This window comes from Streptomyces sp. NPDC001315, from assembly GCF_042896175.1.
Lineage (GTDB): Bacteria > Actinomycetota > Actinomycetes > Streptomycetales > Streptomycetaceae > Streptomyces.
This window is the reverse complement of the sequence record NZ_JBIAWZ010000007.1, coordinates 377,429-393,065: the sequence shown is the minus strand read 5'-3', so window position 1 is coordinate 393,065 and position 15,637 is coordinate 377,429. Positions and strand designations below refer to the sequence as shown.

The 15,637-nt window shown below is 70.3% G+C and carries 15 protein-coding genes and 2 tRNA genes; 5 read left to right on the top strand and 12 right to left on the bottom strand.

The genetic code is table 11. The features are described 5' to 3' along the window. The first annotated feature begins 75 nt into the window (after nt 1-75). Nucleotides 76-801 (top strand): 3'-5' exonuclease, encoded by a 726-nt coding sequence (locus ACFY16_RS22540; protein ID WP_390648928.1) that lies wholly within the window; start codon nt 76-78, stop codon nt 799-801. A 57-nt stretch (nt 802-858) separates the two neighbouring features. Here the strand turns inward: ACFY16_RS22540 and ACFY16_RS22535 are convergent. Both ACFY16_RS22535 and ACFY16_RS22530 read right to left on the bottom strand, forming a co-directional pair. Beyond that, nucleotides 859-930: transfer RNA gene (locus ACFY16_RS22535), tRNA-Val, on the bottom strand. A 39-nt stretch (nt 931-969) separates the two neighbouring features. Continuing rightward, on the bottom strand, nt 970-1,416 hold the full coding sequence (locus ACFY16_RS22530) for an SRPBCC family protein (RefSeq protein WP_390648927.1): 447 nt from the start codon (nt 1,414-1,416) through the stop codon (nt 970-972). Between the two features lie 66 nt (nt 1,417-1,482). Here ACFY16_RS22530 and ACFY16_RS22525 point away from each other — a divergent pair, with 66 nt between their 5' ends. After that, the gene (locus ACFY16_RS22525) at nt 1,483-3,870 is read left to right on the top strand and encodes an SCO7613 C-terminal domain-containing membrane protein (RefSeq protein ID WP_390648926.1); all 2,388 of its coding nucleotides are present in this window, start codon (nt 1,483-1,485) and stop codon (nt 3,868-3,870) included. 34 nt (nt 3,871-3,904) lie between these two features. On the opposite strand, the gene ACFY16_RS22520 is transcribed toward ACFY16_RS22525, so the two are convergent. From ACFY16_RS22520 to ACFY16_RS22490, 7 genes are all read right to left on the bottom strand, one after another. Next, a complete protein-coding gene (locus ACFY16_RS22520; protein WP_390648925.1) occupies nt 3,905-6,640 on the bottom strand; it encodes a Tat pathway signal sequence domain protein in 2,736 nt (911 codons plus the stop codon). Nucleotides 6,641-6,743: 103 nt separating this feature from the next. Beyond that, on the bottom strand, nt 6,744-7,343 hold the full coding sequence (locus ACFY16_RS22515; protein ID WP_390648924.1) for a hypothetical protein: 600 nt from the start codon (nt 7,341-7,343) through the stop codon (nt 6,744-6,746). Nucleotides 7,344-7,353: 10 nt separating this feature from the next. Continuing rightward, nucleotides 7,354-8,229, bottom strand: a complete 876-nt coding sequence (locus ACFY16_RS22510; protein WP_390648923.1) for a carbohydrate ABC transporter permease — start codon at nt 8,227-8,229, stop codon at nt 7,354-7,356. After that, a complete protein-coding gene (locus ACFY16_RS22505; RefSeq protein WP_390648922.1) occupies nt 8,226-9,182 on the bottom strand; it encodes a carbohydrate ABC transporter permease in 957 nt (318 codons plus the stop codon). Before ACFY16_RS22505 ends, ACFY16_RS22510 begins: the two co-directional genes overlap by 4 nt. A gap of 14 nt (nt 9,183-9,196) precedes the next feature. After that, on the bottom strand, nt 9,197-10,483 hold the full coding sequence (locus ACFY16_RS22500; protein WP_390648921.1) for an ABC transporter substrate-binding protein: 1,287 nt from the start codon (nt 10,481-10,483) through the stop codon (nt 9,197-9,199). Between the two features lie 517 nt (nt 10,484-11,000). Then, nucleotides 11,001-11,072: transfer RNA gene (locus tag ACFY16_RS22495), tRNA-Val, on the bottom strand. 87 nt (nt 11,073-11,159) lie between these two features. Further along, nucleotides 11,160-11,633 (bottom strand): TIGR02611 family protein, encoded by a 474-nt coding sequence (locus ACFY16_RS22490; protein WP_390648962.1) that lies wholly within the window; start codon nt 11,631-11,633, stop codon nt 11,160-11,162. A gap of 191 nt (nt 11,634-11,824) precedes the next feature. Between ACFY16_RS22490 and ACFY16_RS22485 the strand changes: the two genes are divergently transcribed. Further along, a complete protein-coding gene (locus ACFY16_RS22485; RefSeq protein WP_004002642.1) occupies nt 11,825-12,238 on the top strand; it encodes an SsgA family sporulation/cell division regulator in 414 nt (137 codons plus the stop codon). 330 nt (nt 12,239-12,568) lie between these two features. Continuing rightward, nucleotides 12,569-13,129: a CGNR zinc finger domain-containing protein gene (locus ACFY16_RS22480; protein ID WP_390648920.1), complete on the top strand. Its 561-nt coding sequence runs from the start codon at nt 12,569-12,571 to the stop codon at nt 13,127-13,129. A gap of 67 nt (nt 13,130-13,196) precedes the next feature. Here ACFY16_RS22480 and ACFY16_RS22475 read toward each other — a convergent pair whose 3' ends face one another. Both ACFY16_RS22475 and ACFY16_RS22470 read right to left on the bottom strand, forming a co-directional pair. Continuing rightward, nucleotides 13,197-13,349 carry a hypothetical protein gene (locus ACFY16_RS22475; RefSeq protein WP_390648919.1) on the bottom strand — a complete coding sequence of 51 codons (153 nt, stop codon included), beginning with the start codon at nt 13,347-13,349 and terminating at the stop codon, nt 13,197-13,199. A 200-nt stretch (nt 13,350-13,549) separates the two neighbouring features. Continuing rightward, on the bottom strand, nt 13,550-13,993 hold the full coding sequence (locus ACFY16_RS22470; RefSeq protein ID WP_390648918.1) for a hypothetical protein: 444 nt from the start codon (nt 13,991-13,993) through the stop codon (nt 13,550-13,552). Nucleotides 13,994-14,259: 266 nt separating this feature from the next. Here ACFY16_RS22470 and ACFY16_RS22465 point away from each other — a divergent pair, with 266 nt between their 5' ends. Further along, nucleotides 14,260-14,790 (top strand): DsbA family protein, encoded by a 531-nt coding sequence (locus ACFY16_RS22465; protein WP_390648917.1) that lies wholly within the window; start codon nt 14,260-14,262, stop codon nt 14,788-14,790. Between the two features lie 7 nt (nt 14,791-14,797). On the opposite strand, the gene ACFY16_RS22460 is transcribed toward ACFY16_RS22465, so the two are convergent. After that, on the bottom strand, nt 14,798-15,622 hold the full coding sequence (locus ACFY16_RS22460) for a GNAT family N-acetyltransferase (protein ID WP_390648916.1): 825 nt from the start codon (nt 15,620-15,622) through the stop codon (nt 14,798-14,800). Nucleotides 15,623-15,637: the final 15 nt, after the last annotated feature.

Below are 15,637 nucleotides of genomic sequence, written 5' to 3'. Positions count from 1 at the left end.
AAACAGCCCGGGTATCACCAAACAGGCAGAAGACGGCGCGTCAGCTGCCGTGGGTGAACGAGGAGTTGTGTTCGTATGACGTACTGGTACGAGGGGCCCCTGGCCGCGTTCGACACCGAGACCACGGGCGTGGACGTCGAGACCGACCGGATCGTGTCGGCAGCCCTCGTCGTCCAGGACGCCCCGGGCACCCGGCCGCGGGTGAGGCGCTGGCTGGTGAACCCGGGCGTGCGGGTGCCCGAAGGGGCGACGGCGGTGCACGGGCTGACGGAGGACCATCTCCAGCGCAACGGCCGCTGGCCCGCGCCGGTGATGTACGAGATAGCCGAGGACCTGGCCGAACAGGCAGCCGCGGGCCGCCCTCTGGTGGTCATGAACGCGCCGTTCGACCTGACCCTCCTGGACCGCGAGCTGCGCCGGCATCGCGCCTCGTCGCTCGACCGCTGGTTCGATTCGGCGCCGTTGCAGGTGCTCGACCCGCGGGTGCTGGACAAGCACCTGGACCGCTACCGCAAGGGCCGCCGCACTCTCACCGACCTGTGCGCGCACTACGACGTCACGCTCGACGGCGCGCATGACGCGGCCGAGGACGCGCTGGCCGCGCTGGAGGTCGTCCGGGCGCTCGGGCGCCGCTTCGCGACCCGGCTGGAGCGCCTCTCCCCCGCCGAGCTGCACAACCTGCAGGCGGGGTGGCACGCGGCCCAGGCACGCGGCCTTCAGGCCTGGTTCGCGCGCAGCGGCACCGAGGAAGAGGTGGACCAGGCGTGGCCGCTGCGTCCGGAGCTGCCTGCTGCGGCGTGACGACGGCACACGGCACGAAAAAGCCGGTCCGTACGGATACGGACCGGCCTTTCCCGGTGGGCGATACTGGGTTCGAACCAGTGACCTCTTCGGTGTGAACGAAGCGCTCTCCCACTGAGCTAATCGCCCGGGAACGCACTGAACAATACAGGTCCCCGCGGGCTTCCTTCAAACCGCTTGCACATACGCGGCGAGGCCGCGCTCTCCGGCCCGCATCATCAGCCGGTGGTTGACGCGGAAGACGGGCCGCCCCGGCACGGCGAGCCGCCTGAGCAGCGGCTTGTTCACGTCGACCACCTGGTCGTAGCGCGCGAGGGTGCCGTCGCCGTGCGCGGTCACGGTCCAGCGCGCCCAGCCGTCCATGTCGCCGGACATCGCGATCTCCAGGACCCCGGCCGCCGGATCGCGCCGCACCTCGCGCGCCGTGAAGGTCATGTCGTACGGGAGGAACGAGCGGATCCGGATGACGCCCGTGCTGTCGTTGAGCCGGGTCACCTCGCGCACCTGGGGCCACCACCGGGGATAGTCCTCGACCCGCTCCAGCGCCTCGTACACGGTCGCGGGCGCCACGGGCAGGGTCCACCGGCTGAGGAAGCGGTAATGGGTCCAGTCCATGCTGGGAGTCTGCCCGTACCCAGCGGTTTCTCCCGTGATCTGAGTACGTTCTGAGTACCCACGCTCATGCCGTACGGCGTGACGCGGACCACACTCCAGGACATGACGCATGTTCCGCCCCCGGCCGAGGAGTTGCGGATCCTCGACGCCGAGCTGTGGCGACTGGACTCCCGCCGGGCTCAGTTGCTGGCCCGCCGCGCCTGGCTGATCGCCACCCTGCAACCGGACCCGCAGACTCCGGTCGCGCCGCCCCGACCGGAGGCCACCGCGCCGCGCGTGCAGAACGTGCTGCTCCTGCTCGGCGGTGTGCTGCTCACCATCGCGGCGATGGTGTTCACCCTGGTCAGCTGGGGGCACCTGGGGATCGTCGGGCGGAGTGTGGTGCTCGGCGCGGTCACGCTGGCCGTGCTCGCGGCGCCGGTTCCGCTGCTGCGGCGCGGTCTGCGGTCGACGGCCGAGTCGGTGGCGGGCCTCGGGCTGGCGCTGACGGTGCTCGACGCGTACGCGTTGCACGAGGCCGGCTTCCCGGGGGCGGACGGCACGGCGTACGCGGCGGTCGCGGCGGCGGTGCTGGCCGGGCTCTGGACGGCGTACGGCCGCGGACTGGACGCGTTGCGCCTGCCCGTGCCCGCCGCGCTGGCCGCGGCCCAACTCCCGCTCGTACTCGGGGCGGTCGCGGCATCGGCGGGGCCGTACGCCATCGCGGCCGCGCTCCTCGTGACGGCCGGGCTGGACACGGTCGTGGCGCTCCGGGTGACCGCCCCGGCCGTACGGTACGTCGCCGCCGTCGGCGCGTACGGCCTGGGCGTCTGGGGCGTGTCGGCGGCCGGCCGGCTGTCGTGGACGGCCACCGGTCCGAGCGCCGCCGCCCGTGCGGCGGCGCTCCTCGCCCTCGCCGCGGCGATCGCGCTGGGGGCCGTGTGGAAGGCGCGGCAGCCGGTGGTCGCCACCGTCACCGCGCCGGTCGGCGGCCTGCTCCTGGTCTCGGCGGGCGGCGGCCTGCTGCGTGCGGTGCTGCCCGGCGGCTGGACGGTGCCCGCGTATCTGGTGTGCGGAGTCGCGCTGTTGGCGGTGCTGCGCGGCCGGCTCCCCGAGCCCGTGCGAAGCGGCCTGGTGCGGGCCTCCGGCGCCGTGCAGCTGGCCGCGTCGGTCTGTGCGCTGCCGCTCGTCGCCGTCGCGTTGCTGGGTCCGGTCGGCTGGGTGGCGCGACCCTGGTCCGGTGGCCCGTCGGACGCCCGTGCCGGGGTCACCGTGGACGTGCCGTGGCCTGCGCACTCGGCACAGCTCCTGATCGCTCCCGTGGTCGTCGCCGGCGTGCTGACCCTGCTGGTCCGCGCCGAGGCCTGGCGGCAGCGGGCCCTGTCCGGCGCGCTGGTCCTGGCGTGGGCCACGGCCCTCGCCCTGCCGGCGGTCCTTGAACTCCCGTACTCTTTCGGACTGTTGACACAGGGGGTCGCGACTGTGGTCGCCCTCGCGGCAGCGGCGTCCGGCCGCCCCTCCCCGCCGCTCCGTCTGACCGCCACTGTCCTGGCCCTGGTCGGCTCGCTCGGTCTCGCCTTCCTCGCGCTCGCCTACGAGACCGCGACCCTGACCGTGCTGTCCGCGCTGACCCTGCTGTTCGCGGGGGCCTCGTGGCGCCCGGAGGTCGCCCCCGTCACCGCTCCGGCGGCGCTCGCCCACGCCGCCGCGCTCGCCTGCGCGACCGGCGCCGCCGCCGGCTGGCCGGCGCAGCACACGGCTCTGCTGGTCCTGGCCGTCCCGGTGGCCGCGGCCCTGCTCGCCGCCCGGCTCGGCGGGAACGGGGCGACCGTACCGATCGAGGTGACGGGGATCGCCGCCGGACTCCTCGCGGTGGGCCTCGCCGTCACCGACCCGCCGATGCTCGCGCTGGTGCTCGCTCTGAACGGGGTGATCGCCACCGCCACGGCGGTCCGCCCCGGCCGCAGGCCCGTCGGCTACGCGGCAACGGTCCTGTTCGTGCTGGCCGCCTGGGTGCGGCTGGCGTCCTGGGATGTCGGCGCCCCGGAGGCGTACGCGCTGCCGGTCACCGTCCCGGCGCTGTGCGTCGGCGCCTGGCGCAGGCGCCGTGATCCGCTGACGTCGTCCTGGACGGCGTACGGCCCCGGACTCGCCGCCACGCTCCTGCCCAGCCTCGCCGCGGCCTGGGACGACCAGCACTGGCCGCGCCCGCTGCTGCTGGGCACGGCCGCGCTGCTGGTCACCCTGCTCGGTGCCCGGCACCGGCTCAAGGCGCCGCTCGTGCTGGGCGGTACGGCGCTCGTCCTGGACGCGCTGCACGAACTCGCCCCGTACCTGGTCCAGGTGGCCGACGCCCTACCCCGCTGGGTGCCTCCCGCACTCGCCGGCCTGCTGCTGCTCGCTCTCGGCGCGACGTACGAGCAGCGGATCCGGGATGTCCGGCGAGTGCGGGAGGTGCTGGGGAGGATGAACTAGCCCGAGGACGGACCAGCCCGCACGACGGCAACCGCTACGGCATCTTGTCGCCCAGCAGCGCCAGGTTCTCGATGGCGGCGAGGCCGTACAGGGCGGTGTCGTTGCTGGACACCCAGGCGGCCTCGCTGCCCGCGACCAGGGTGGCCGGGCCGCTGAGCGGCTCCGTCTTCCACGGCGAGGACTCCATGTAGCCGTCCGAGCTGTAGAACTTCGTCCACGCGCGCTTGGCGAGCGTCTCGTCGCCGGTCTGGACGGCGGCGTACGCGTCCAGGCGGGAGTGGCCCTGGAAGAGCAGCAGGGAGCCGAAGTTGGTGCCGTAGCGTGCCGCCTGTTCCGCCTTGGTGGCGTTGAAATAGCGGCAGTAGTCGAAGTAGGCCTCGTTGAACTTCGGCATGTCGGTCAGGTGGATCAGCTCGGCGCACAGTTCGTTGAGGCCGAAGACCGCGGACAGGTGCGAGACGCCGACCACCGGGGTCGTGGCGACGGCGAACTTGCCGGTGTCGAGGTCGTACAGGCCGCTGCCCTGCACGAAGCCGTTGGGCTGGGCGGCGATGCCCTCCATCGTCGACAGCACGCGCGCCTTGGCCTTCTCCCACTTCGGGCCCTTGCGCTCCCACTCCGTCAGCCACGCCGACACCAGACCGCTCCAGTCGGTGCCGAAGCCGATCGACAGGGCGTGCCGGTCGGGCGTGTACGTGTCGGTGCGGACCTTGCGCAGCGGGTCGAGGACGAGGAAGGTCTCGTCGGAGTCGACGTTGGCGTGCATGAGGTCGCCGACGCGTTCGTCGGCGGTGAGGAAGTAGTAGAAGCGCCGGTAGGTGGTGTTGGAGATGCGCTGCTGCTTCGCGCTGTCCGCGAAGTGCTGGACGCCGTGCCGGGTGCCGAGGCCGGCCCACTTGCCGATGTGGTAGACGTCGACCTCGCCGGTGTGCCGGGTCAGCGCCTCAGCGAACCGGAAGATGTCGGAGCGGCCGCTTCTGAGGTACGCGTACCAGAGCCACAGGTCGGGCGAGAGCTCGGAGTTGTCCCAGGCGTAGCCGCCGACGTCGTACCGCCACTGGTGGCGCACGGTGTCGTACGTGTGCATGAAGTCGCCGTAGTCCCAGAAGCCGTACCAACGGCGTTGCTCGACCTGCTCCTTGTAGTAGGTGAAGAGGAAGTCGAGGTGGTCCTCGATCTTGGCCTTGGCGGGCGTGGAGCGGTCGGGCTCGGAGTAGAGGCCCGGGCCGAAGACCTTGGCCTTGATGAGCTGCTTGGGCGGGGCGGCCAGCTGCGGCAGCACCCGGACGGCGTCGACCTGGTCGGCGAGCGTCTCGGGGGCCGGCGTCGATTCGTTGGCCCAGAAGAGGAGTTCGGAGGTGCGGGCGATGCCGTAGGGGGTGCCGAACTCCGGCTCGTAGTCCTCGTAGGTGATGTTGAGGCCTTCGAGCTGTTCGGCGAAGGTGTCCTGGCCCATGCCGTCGTGGTAGAAGCGCAGGTCCATGGGCTGGGCCTCGGGCGACCAGAGCCAGAGGGTGACCTCGGCCTCGTCGGTGTGGGCGTCACGGATGTCGAGCTGGGCGGGGAACTTCTGCCAGAAGTCCCTGAGGCCGAAGGAGAATCCGCCGCTCGCCCCCCCGACGTAACCGAACCCGGAGGCCCGCCTGCCGCCGCCTGCCGCAATCCAGCCGTAGCCCTTCTTGGTGCGCTTGCGCACGGTGAAGCCGTCGGCGGAGAGCTGGGAGAGGGTGTAGTCGCCCCAGTGCGGGATGTACTGGAGGCGGGTGGTGACCCGCTGGTCCCAGGTGGACGGGTCGGGCAGCTTCTGGCCCGCGTACTGGGCCGCCTGCACGGCCGCGCCGGGGTCGCGGCGCAGCCCGGTGATGCCCTGGACGGCCTCGCGCAGCAGGCCCGTGCCCTCGCCGCCGATGCGGATGTGCCGGTCGTACGCCTCGTCGCGCATCGGCACGGTGAAGCGGACGCCGAGGCCGCGGATGAAGTCGCCGCCGGCCTTCCCGGGCTCCTGCGTCCCGTCGTAGGTGATCGTGTGCACCATGCGGAAGGAGTCGGCGCCGGCGTAGAAGTAGAGGCGGATCGAGAACGGCAGCCAGCTGCGGTCGCCCTTGCGGTGCTTGCCGTCGATGCGGACCACGGCCCGGACCGGGCCGTCCTGCTCGACGGTGACCTCGGAGATGGCGCCGTCGAAGCGCTCGGTCTTCACCGAGCCCTGGTCCTCGTCCTCGATCTCGGGCTGGCGGATCAGGACGAGCCGGCCGTTCTTGGCGATCTCCGTCGAACCGCGGGTGACGGACTTGATGAGCGTGGAGCCGTTCTTGCCGATCTTCGCGGTGATGACACCCGTCGACACGTCGATGGTGCCGCCGCTCTCGTCGACGGTGACCTTCTTCTCGGCCTCCGCGGGCGTACCGGCGGTGAGGGTGAGCTTGCCGGAGCCCGAGGCGACCGCGTGCGCGGTCCACTTCAGGGAACCGTCCGGCCAGTAGCCGATCGGCCACGACTGCACGGGTACGGCCTTGCCGTCGGCGTCCGTCAGCGCGAAGGTCTGGTCCTCCTGGTAGGTGCCCATGGGCCAGGGCACGCCGACCGTGGAGCCGGGGGCGGCGCCGAGGCCACCGTCCTCGATCCAGTCCAGGGTCACCGGGTCGGCGTCGGCGGCCGCGGCGCCGGGTGCGGCCTGCGCGTCCTTCGCCCCCAGCGCCCAGCTGAACTGGGCGGCGGCTCCGGCGACGGCGGCAGCCTTGAGAAGGGACCTGCGGGGGATGGGAGACATGAGATGCAACCTTTCCATTCCGTGCGGGCAGTAGGTCAGGGGCATGACAGGGAGAGGTGCGACGCCCGGAGGCGCCGACCTTGTAGGTATGGGGGACCGCCCGTCAGCGGTGCCGGTACCGCTCCTCCGCGGCGACGGCCGCCGCCGCGACGGCTCCGAGGACGGGGACCGCCAGCGGCGCGATGAACAAGGCGGACAGGGTGACGACGGCCAGCCCGCAGACGATCAGGAAGGACCCGGCGGGATCGAGCACGGTCCGCCTGACGGACTCCGCGAGCAGCGCCCGCCAGGCGGAGCCCGGTGTCCAGACGGCCGCCGCCCGCAGCAGGGCCACGGCAAGCCCGATCAGCACGAAGATCCCGACGGCCCCGACGAACGGCCCGCCGGGAATCCCGGCCCGCGAGGCCAGGACGTCCACCCAGACCGCGGCGGCCGCCGCCCACCCGGCGAACCCGACGGCCCACCCGCGGCGCACGGCCGCCCGGAAGTCCTGGGCGAACTCCCGCCAGCCACCGCCCTCATGAGCGGTGCGACGCCGCAGGTGCCGGGCGCCGGCGGCGAAGGCCGCGGGGTAGGTGACGACCCCGAGACAGGCCACGGCGATCCACACTCCGGTGAGCAGACACTCGGCGAAGACCGCGAAGCGCTCGCCGAACACGGACTCCTTGCGCCGGGCGCGGGCCTTCACGCGTGCTTGGGCCATGGTGACCGCCTCAGCCCTTCAGTCCGGAGGTCGCCATGCCGTCGATGAGGTAGCGCTGGAAGGCCATGAAGAAGGCGATGACCGGCACCAGCGCCACCAGCGACATCGCGATCATGCTGCCGTAGTTGGAGATGCCCTCCTGGTCGCGGAACATCATCAGGCCGAGCGAAACGGTGTACTTGGAGGGGGTGTTGAGGTAGATCAAGGGCCCCATGAAGTCGTTCCACGCATTGATGAAGGTGAAGATGGCGCTGGTGATGAGGGCGGGGCGGCACAGCGGCAGCACGATGGACCAGTAGGTCCTCAGGTGCCCGCAGCCGTCGAGCTTGGCGGCCTCGTCCAGCTCGCGCGGCAGCCCGCGCATGAACTGCACCATCAGGAAGACGAAGAACGCCTCCGTGGCCAGGAACTTGCCCGCGACGAGCGGCACCAGCGTGTCGATGAGTTCAAGCTTGCGGAACATCACGTACTGCGGGATGAGCAGTACGTGGTACGGCAGCAACAGCGTGCCGATCATCAGCGTGAACAGCAGATTCCGCCCGGCGAACCGGATCTTGGCGAAGGCGTACGCGGTCAGCGAACTGGACAGCACGACACCGACCACGGCAAGGACCGCGTACGTCAGCGAGTTCACGAAGAAGCTGCTGATGGAGATGCCGGAGATACCGTCGGCAAGGCCGGAGAAGTTCGCCCAGACCGGCTTGGTGGGCAGCAGGTCGACGCTGGCGATGATGTCCTTGCTCGGCTTGAACGAGGCGCCGAGCACCCAGATCACCGGGTAGAGGACGACCGCGAGCACGAGGAGCGCGCCCACGTGCCAGGCAACGGATCCGATGCGCCGCCGCTCGTTCGCGGTGCGCGGGGCAGGGCTGATGGCACTGGTCACTTGGCGGCCTCCTCGTAGTGCACCCACTTCTTCTGCGACCAGAACAGGACCGCCGTGACGAGCGCCACCGCGACCACCAGCGTCCAGGCCATCGCGGAGGCGAAGCCCATCTGGGCCTCCTTGAAGCCCTTCTGGTAGAGGTAACAGGTGTAGACGAGCGTGGCGTCGGCGGGCCCGCACCGGGTGTCGGAGACGACGTAGGCGGAGCCGAACACCTGGAACGCGTGGATGGACTCCAGCAGCACGTTGAAGAACAGCACTGGGGAAATCATCGGCAGCGTGATGTTCCAGAACCTGCGGAGGGGACCGGCCCCGTCCATCTCGGCGGCCTCGTACAGCTCCGGCGGGACCTGCTTGAGGCCGGCCAGGAAGATGACCATCGGTGCGCCGAACTGCCAGATACTCAGGGCCACCAGGGCGTAGATGACGTAGTCCGGGTTGCCGATCCAACCGCCGACGTCAAGCCCGAAGATCTTCTGGGTACGGTCCACGACGGCGTCGTCGGAGAACAGCGCCCGCCATACGAACCCCACGGAGACGCTGGCGCCGATGAGCGAGGGCATGTAGAACGCGGCCCGGTACAGGGCCTGTCCGCGCCGCTTCTGCGCGAGCAACAGCGCGACGCCGAGCGCGAGCAGCAGCTTCAGCGGTGTGGCCACGACGACGTACTTCAGCGTGACCTGCACCGACTTCTGCCAGCGCGGGTCCTGGAACATCGTCGTGAAGTTGTCGAGTCCCACCCACTGGGGCGGCGTGAACAGGTTGTAGCTGGTGAACGCGTAATACAGCGACGCGATCATCGGCCCCGCCGTGAGCAGCAGGAACCCCGCGATCCACGGCGACATGAAGAGATAGCCGGCGAGGTTCTCGCGGCGCCGCCCGCGCCGTCCGGCGCCGGGAGCGGCGGACCGCTTCCCGGCCGGGCGCGCGGGCGCTTCCTTGACGAGCGTCATGGTGGTACGTCCCCTCAGCCCGCGAACGCGGCCTTGGCCTCGCTGAACAGCGTCTTGGCACCGTCGGCCGGCTTGGTCTTGCCCTGGGCGACCTCACCGCCGATGCGCAGGAACGCCGCCTCGATGATGTCGGCACCGGACGGGTGCGGGGTGATCTTCCCGAGGACGCCGGCCTTGGCGACCTCGTCCTCGTACGCCGCGACACCCTTGTTGTTGTCGTCGGTGGGCGTGAACGCCTCGTACTGCTCGGTCGTGGCGAGGATGCCGCGGTCGTAGCCCATGATCTTGCCGACCTCGGGGTCGTGGACCATGAAGTCGATGAACTGGGCGACTTCCTTGGGGTGCTTGGTCCCGGAGAAGGCGCTGAGCATCAGCGAACCGAGGTACTGACCGGTGTTCTTGCCGTCCGTCGTGGGGATCGGCGCAAGCCCGTAGTCGGACTCGCCCTCGCCCTCGTAGCGGATGGAGAAGTTGTCCCAGGTGAACTCGGACGCTGCGAGGCCCGCCGAGAGACCGGACTTCGGCTTGACCTGCTCGATCTTCTTCGGGTCGGCGACCAGCCCGGACTTCACGCGCTTGTAGCCGTCCTCCCACCACTGCGTCACATCGTCCTCGGTGAAACCGAGACCGGAGTCGGTGAAGAAGGCCTTGCCGTTCTGACGCAGGTACACGTCGTAGAGGTACATGATGGCGAAGTAGCCGGTGTCACCGGCGATCTTCAGCTTGTCCTGGATCGTCTGCAGCGCGTTGAAGTACTCGTCCCAGGTCCAGCCGAACTTCGGCTCCACGCCCGCCTTCTTGAAGGCCTTGAGGTCGATGACGAGCGACATGGTGTTGGCGCCGACGGGTATGCCGATCTGCTTGCCGTCGACCTGACCGTTCGCCAGAACGCCGTTGCGGAAGTTCTCCAGGCTCAGATTCCCCGCGTCCGCCTGCGTCTTGAGATCCATCAGAACGCCGCGCTTGTCGTACTTGCGCAGAAAACCGACCGCATTCTGGAAAACGTCCGGCGGATTCCCACCGGAGGCCTGGGTCTGGAACTTCTCCCAGAACGCCTCGTAGTCGGTGAATTCGGGCTTGATCTTGATCTTCGGGTACTTCTTCTCGAAGAGCGCGATCGTCTTCTTGATGGCGATGGTGCGCGGCTCGCCACCCCACCACGCATAACGGAGCGTCACCGTCCCGTCGGACGACGTGCCGCCGTCGCCCCCGCAGCCCGTCGTGGCGGCCAGCCCCAGCGTGGCCACCGAGGCCCCGGCCACCTTCAGGATCGTGCGCCTCTCAACATCCCTGGTTCCCACAGTCGGGCCCTCCTCGCAGCGTCGTTGCCGTCGTCATGAATCGTTTCAAGTAAGCGCTTGCTGGCACAAGTTACGGAGGGGTTGAGGGTGCGTCAATGATTCGGACAGGAATTTCTTGCGAGACGGCCGGGCCGCTCGACGGCGCGGGCCGCCGGGAGCCAGGCCCGTATTCGATGAAGTCGCAGGTCAGATGGGGTGAAGGTGAGGGGAGGGCGGGGCGGCGGGGGTGGTGGGCGTCCGGCTGAAAGTCGACGGCGGGCGAGGATGTCGTACGAGCGCGCACGGATGGCATACGAGCGCGCTCGGGTCGCAGAGAGGCCCGGAGAGGCCCAGGGGGATGCCCCCGCGAGGGCCGCCGTGAGGGCTGGAGCCCCGGGAACACGGCACCGGAGGGGCTCGGCGCCGACTCGAGGGCGCAGCGGCGACAGCAGGCCCACAGGCCCGCGCCGACATCACGCCGCCCGCACAACGAACGGCGGCCCACCTGCACTGTCGCAGGCGGGCCGCCGTTTCCGGGTGGGCGATACTGGGTTCGAACCAGTGACCTCTTCGGTGTGAACGAAGCGCTCTCCCACTGAGCTAATCGCCCGGGCGCAGGAAGAACATTACCCCATGTCAGGGGGTGCCTGTGACCAGCGCCGGGCGGCGCCGGCCGGCACGCGCCCCGCGCCCCGGGTCACTGATCCTTGATCTTCCAGGGCATCACGACGCCGAACTTCCAGACATAGATCCCGACAAGGACCGCCACGATCGCCAGGCCGATCACTGTCAACGTGATGTTGCGTCGCCGCACCTTGGGATCGAGCGCCTTTTGGGCCGCCTCGGTGACCTTGCGTTTGGTCCACCGGAGCACCAGCTGGGCCCATACGAACTCGGTCGCCCAGATCGCCATGCCACCGAAGATCACGACCCAGCCCGGGCCGGGCAGCGGCAGCATGACGATGCCGAGGACCACGACCGCCAGCCCGATCACGAAGACGCCCACCTGCCAGCTCAGATGCAGCATGCGGCGTGCCTTGACGAACTCCGGCGCCTTGGAGCCGAGCCCCTGGCCGTGCTCCTCCGTTTTCGCCTCGCCCGACTTCCCGCTCGACTTCGTCCCGTCCGATACCACGGCAACCTCGCCCGGCTCGTTACTCCCCGTGTTCATACGACCAAACACTACCCGAGGGAAACCAGTCACCGGAATGGTCGTAGCTCGCGAACGGGTTCTCGGCCGGAAGAGTTACGTAAAGGCACGCAAAACACTCAGAGGGGTTTACAACGGCACCGTAGGTGGCATGTCGATTTCGCCGACGTGCGAATCCCCGAGCGCACACTGAGCGAAAGGCCCTGGCGCTTATGAACACCACGGTCAGCTGCGAGCTGCACCTGCGCCTCGTTGTGTCGAGCGAGTCCTCCCTGCCTGTCCCCGCAGGCCTGCGGTACGACACGGCCGACCCCTACGCCGTGCACGCCACCTTCCACACCGGAGCCGAGGAGACCGTCGAGTGGGTGTTCGCCCGCGACCTCCTCGCCGAGGGGCTTCACCGTCCCACGGGCACCGGCGACGTCCGCGTCTGGCCGTCGCGCAGTCACGGTCAGGGCGTCGTGTGCATCGCCCTGAGCTCTCCGGAGGGCGAGGCCCTGCTCGAGGCCCCGGCGCGGGCCCTGGAGTCGTTCCTGAAGCGGACTGATGCGGCGGTGCCGCCCGGCACCGAGCACAGGCACTTCGATCTGGATCAGGAGCTCTCACACATCCTGGCGGAAAGTTAGGTCGAGGCCGTCACAGAGCCGCCCGGCGCCGTCCAACTCGGGGAGACGGCTCGGGCCACGACACCCGCACACCGTATGCGCCGATGCCGTCACCGTGGGGTCCTCCCCCACGGTGACGGCATCGGCGTGCGCGCGTCGCCATGCGTGCGCGGGCCGTGACCGACGTCTGCCCGGCCGCCGGCACACGCGGCCCGGGAACACCGGCCGGGCCGGTGTCGTTCCATCGGCGAGCGTGGGCCGGGTGCGCGGCCGCCGCAGGGAGCGTGGGAGCCACTACCATCGGCCAGCATCGGCGGGCGCCCGCCCGACCCCCAGGCCAGGGAGCGAAACGTGCTGATCACCCACGACACCCGGTGTGCCCTCGATGCCGTGGTGGATCTGGTGAACACCGCACCGGAGGACGAGACGACCCCGGACGGGCTGGCGGACGTCCCGGCCCTCGCGGATTTCGTACGAAAGCACAAGATCAGCGATGTCGGGGTGCTGTCGGAGTTCGATCTGTCGGCAGTGCGCAGGATCCGCGGACGGTTCGCGGGAATCTTCGCGGCCCCGGACGCCCGGACGGCTGCCGGAATGATCAACGAGCTGGTCGCGGCCGCGGGCACCACGCCCCGGCTCACGGACCACGACGGCTATGACTGGCACGTGCACTACTTCGCCCCCGGCGCCTCCGTCGCCGACCACCTGGCGGCCGACTGCGGGATGGCGCTGGCTTTCTTCGTGGTGGCCGGGGAGGAGGAGCGGCTGCGGCGCTGTGAGGCACCGGACTGCCGGCGTGCCTTCGTCGACCAGTCCCGCAACCGTTCCCGGCGGTACTGCGACAGCCGTACCTGCGGCAACCGACTGCATGTGGCCGCGTACCGGGCGCGACGCAAGGAAGCGGCGGGCTGAGGTCCGTCGAGACTGCGGAGGTGCGACGCGGTCCCCGGCGGGTGGCGCCGGGGAACGCGGGTACGGCTCACAGCATCAGCAGGTCGTGCAACGAAGCCATGAGCAGCAGACACCCGATCACCGCAAGGAAGATCATCAGCGGTGGCTGGGAAAGGGCGAAGAGGCATCCGCGCGGCTCTTCCTGCGGCGGCGCGGCATCGCTCTGTTTCGTGTCCAGCATCTCGCGGCGATGATGACGCAGCCGACCCCACTCACGCGATCAACACGCCCGTAAAGAGCGGGAGTTCGCCGGATTCCGTGAAGTCCGGTTCAGGGCATGATCATGCGGTGCGCAGAGCGTGATCGCTTTCGGACCGGCGCGGACCTTCTGTGTCGTTTCAGCCTGCGGGGCGGCTCGTCACACGCCGTGCCTCTTCAGTGTCATATGCCGTGCTTCTTCAGGATGGCCTCGATGTCGCTGAAGTCGTCCGCGGAGCCCTTGCGGGGCGTCGTCGCGGGCCGGGCGGCCGGACGGGTACCCGGTCCCAGTGAGGGCGCCGAGGCCGTCGGCGCCACTGCCTCGCGCTCTGCCGACCGGGCCTCCTTGCGTTGTTGCTTGCGGCCGCCGCCACGGTGGCGTTCCACGGCGCGCGTGGTCGCGAACAGCGCCCAGGCCGCGCCGAGCACACCGAAGCCCGCCCAGGCCGTGGGGCTGAAGGCGGTGTCGGCGACCCAGCCGACGGCACCCGTCATCACCAGGCCGATGGGAATGAGGGAGTAGGCGGCGATTCGAGCGGCAGCGAGGAATCGCTTGCGGTAGGCCGTGACCACCGCGATGCCCAGGCCTGCCGCGGAGACGGCGGAACAGACGGTCTCGGCAATCATCCGGTCCTCCAGGCAGAACTCGATCGGGCAGGGGGCACTTCGTCCCCTCCATCCTGCACCTCCCGGGCCCCGCCGGGCCATGCTCCGGCCCGACATCAGGGACATCTCCGGGTCGGCTCCTGCGCAGGTACCGGTCGCGGCCGCGAGCGGCCCGGACGGCCCGGAGAGTCTCGGACGGCTCGGACGGCCCGGACAGTCTCGAACGGCCCGGACGGCCCGGACAGTCCCGGTTGGGGTCGCCGCCGCCGGGCTGGGAGACTGAAGGCATGAGCGACTCCTCCTCCGAACGTCCCGCCGCCCCCGCTGCCGTACTCGACGTGTGGTGCGAACTGCAGTGCCCGGACTGCCGCAGCGCCCTCGACGACCTCCGCGCCCTGCGCGAGCGCTACGGCGACCGGCTGGAGCTGCGGCTGCGGCACTTCCCGCTGGAGAAGCACCAGCACGCCTTCGCCGCGGCACAGGCCGCCGAGGAGGCCGTGGAGCAGGGGCAGGGGTGGCCGTACGTGGAAGCGGTGCTGAGCCGGGTCGAGGAGCTGGACCGTAAGGGAGAACCCTTCCTGGTCGAGGTGGCCGGGGAACTCGGTCTGGACGCCGAGGAGTTCGACACCGCGCTCATCGACGGCCGCCACATCCTGATGGTCGACGCCGACCAGGCCGAGGGCAAGGCCATCGGCGTGACCGGCACCCCCACCTACGTCATCGGCGGCGAGCGCCTGGACGGCGGCAAGAGCCAGGCGGGGCTGCGCGAGCGCATCGAGGAGATCGCGGACCGGCTGCTGGCCGAGCAGGGGGCCTGACCGGCTCCTAGAGCAGCGCCTTGTACAGGGAGTACCGCGTCGTCCCGTAGCCGAGTGACTCGTAGAGCCGCTCGGCCGGCGTGTTGCCCGCGAAGACGTTGAGGCCGAGGACACGTCTGCCGGTGGCGATCGTCTGGGCCTCGGCCAGCAGCATGAGCGTACGGCCGTGTCCGTGTCCGCGGTGGGCCGCGTAGGCCTCGACGTCGAACACGTAGGCACCCTCCTCGCGCAGGGCCACCCACAGGGTGCCCACCCGAGTCCCCTCATGCTCGACCACGCTGAACAGCATGTTCTCGGTAGTGAGCCCCTGCGGCAGCAGCGTCTCGTGGTCGCGGCTCGACTTCGCGTACGCCTCGGCCTCCGGTACACCCCGCTCGATCCAGGTGCGCGCGTACACCTCCGACTCGTGCGCGAGCCACACCTCGAACTCGGCCTGGGTCATCTGGCGTCCCCGGCTGCCGGCCGGCAGGACGGGCGGGGTGTCACCGAGCTGCTTCTCCATGCCGCGGCTGCGGGGCATGTAGCCGAGCGCCTCGCCGAGCCGCAGCGCAGCCTCGGCTTCTGCGGGCACGCTCACCTCGATCTGGCGGCACCCCCAGCCGCGCGCCACCTCCTCCGCGGCGAGCGCGGCCACCGTGCCCCGGCCGCGACGGCGGTCCGGTTCCTCGATGCGCAGCTCCAGGACACGGGCCACCGAAGGCCCGAAAGAGGGGGAGGTGCCGAGGTGTATCGCGCCGACAGGACGGCTGTTCACGCACACCTGGAAGCGGCGCGAACGCGTCCCGTCGACATTGCGCTGAAGCGGCTCGGTCGGCCGCAGAGTCGTGGTCATCAGGGGAGTTCTACC

What these genes read in the sequence shown, in the direction of transcription:
- ACFY16_RS22485 (WP_004002642.1), top strand. Translation starts at nt 11,825, where the DNA reads ATGAACACCACGGTCAGCTGCGAGCTGCACCTGCGCCTCGTTGTGTCG.
- ACFY16_RS22540 (WP_390648928.1), top strand. Translation starts at nt 76, where the DNA reads ATGACGTACTGGTACGAGGGGCCCCTGGCCGCGTTCGACACCGAGACC.
- ACFY16_RS22470 (WP_390648918.1), bottom strand. Translation starts at nt 13,993, where the DNA reads ATGATTGCCGAGACCGTCTGTTCCGCCGTCTCCGCGGCAGGCCTGGGC.
- ACFY16_RS22530 (WP_390648927.1), bottom strand. Translation starts at nt 1,416, where the DNA reads ATGGACTGGACCCATTACCGCTTCCTCAGCCGGTGGACCCTGCCCGTG.
- ACFY16_RS22465 (WP_390648917.1), top strand. Translation starts at nt 14,260, where the DNA reads ATGAGCGACTCCTCCTCCGAACGTCCCGCCGCCCCCGCTGCCGTACTC.
- ACFY16_RS22525 (WP_390648926.1), top strand. Translation starts at nt 1,483, where the DNA reads ATGCCGTACGGCGTGACGCGGACCACACTCCAGGACATGACGCATGTT.
- ACFY16_RS22515 (WP_390648924.1), bottom strand. Translation starts at nt 7,343, where the DNA reads ATGGCCCAAGCACGCGTGAAGGCCCGCGCCCGGCGCAAGGAGTCCGTG.
- ACFY16_RS22520 (WP_390648925.1), bottom strand. Translation starts at nt 6,640, where the DNA reads ATGTCTCCCATCCCCCGCAGGTCCCTTCTCAAGGCTGCCGCCGTCGCC.
- ACFY16_RS22505 (WP_390648922.1), bottom strand. Translation starts at nt 9,182, where the DNA reads ATGACGCTCGTCAAGGAAGCGCCCGCGCGCCCGGCCGGGAAGCGGTCC.
- ACFY16_RS22460 (WP_390648916.1), bottom strand. Translation starts at nt 15,622, where the DNA reads ATGACCACGACTCTGCGGCCGACCGAGCCGCTTCAGCGCAATGTCGAC.
- ACFY16_RS22490 (WP_390648962.1), bottom strand. Translation starts at nt 11,633, where the DNA reads ATGAACACGGGGAGTAACGAGCCGGGCGAGGTTGCCGTGGTATCGGAC.
- ACFY16_RS22475 (WP_390648919.1), bottom strand. Translation starts at nt 13,349, where the DNA reads ATGCTGGACACGAAACAGAGCGATGCCGCGCCGCCGCAGGAAGAGCCG.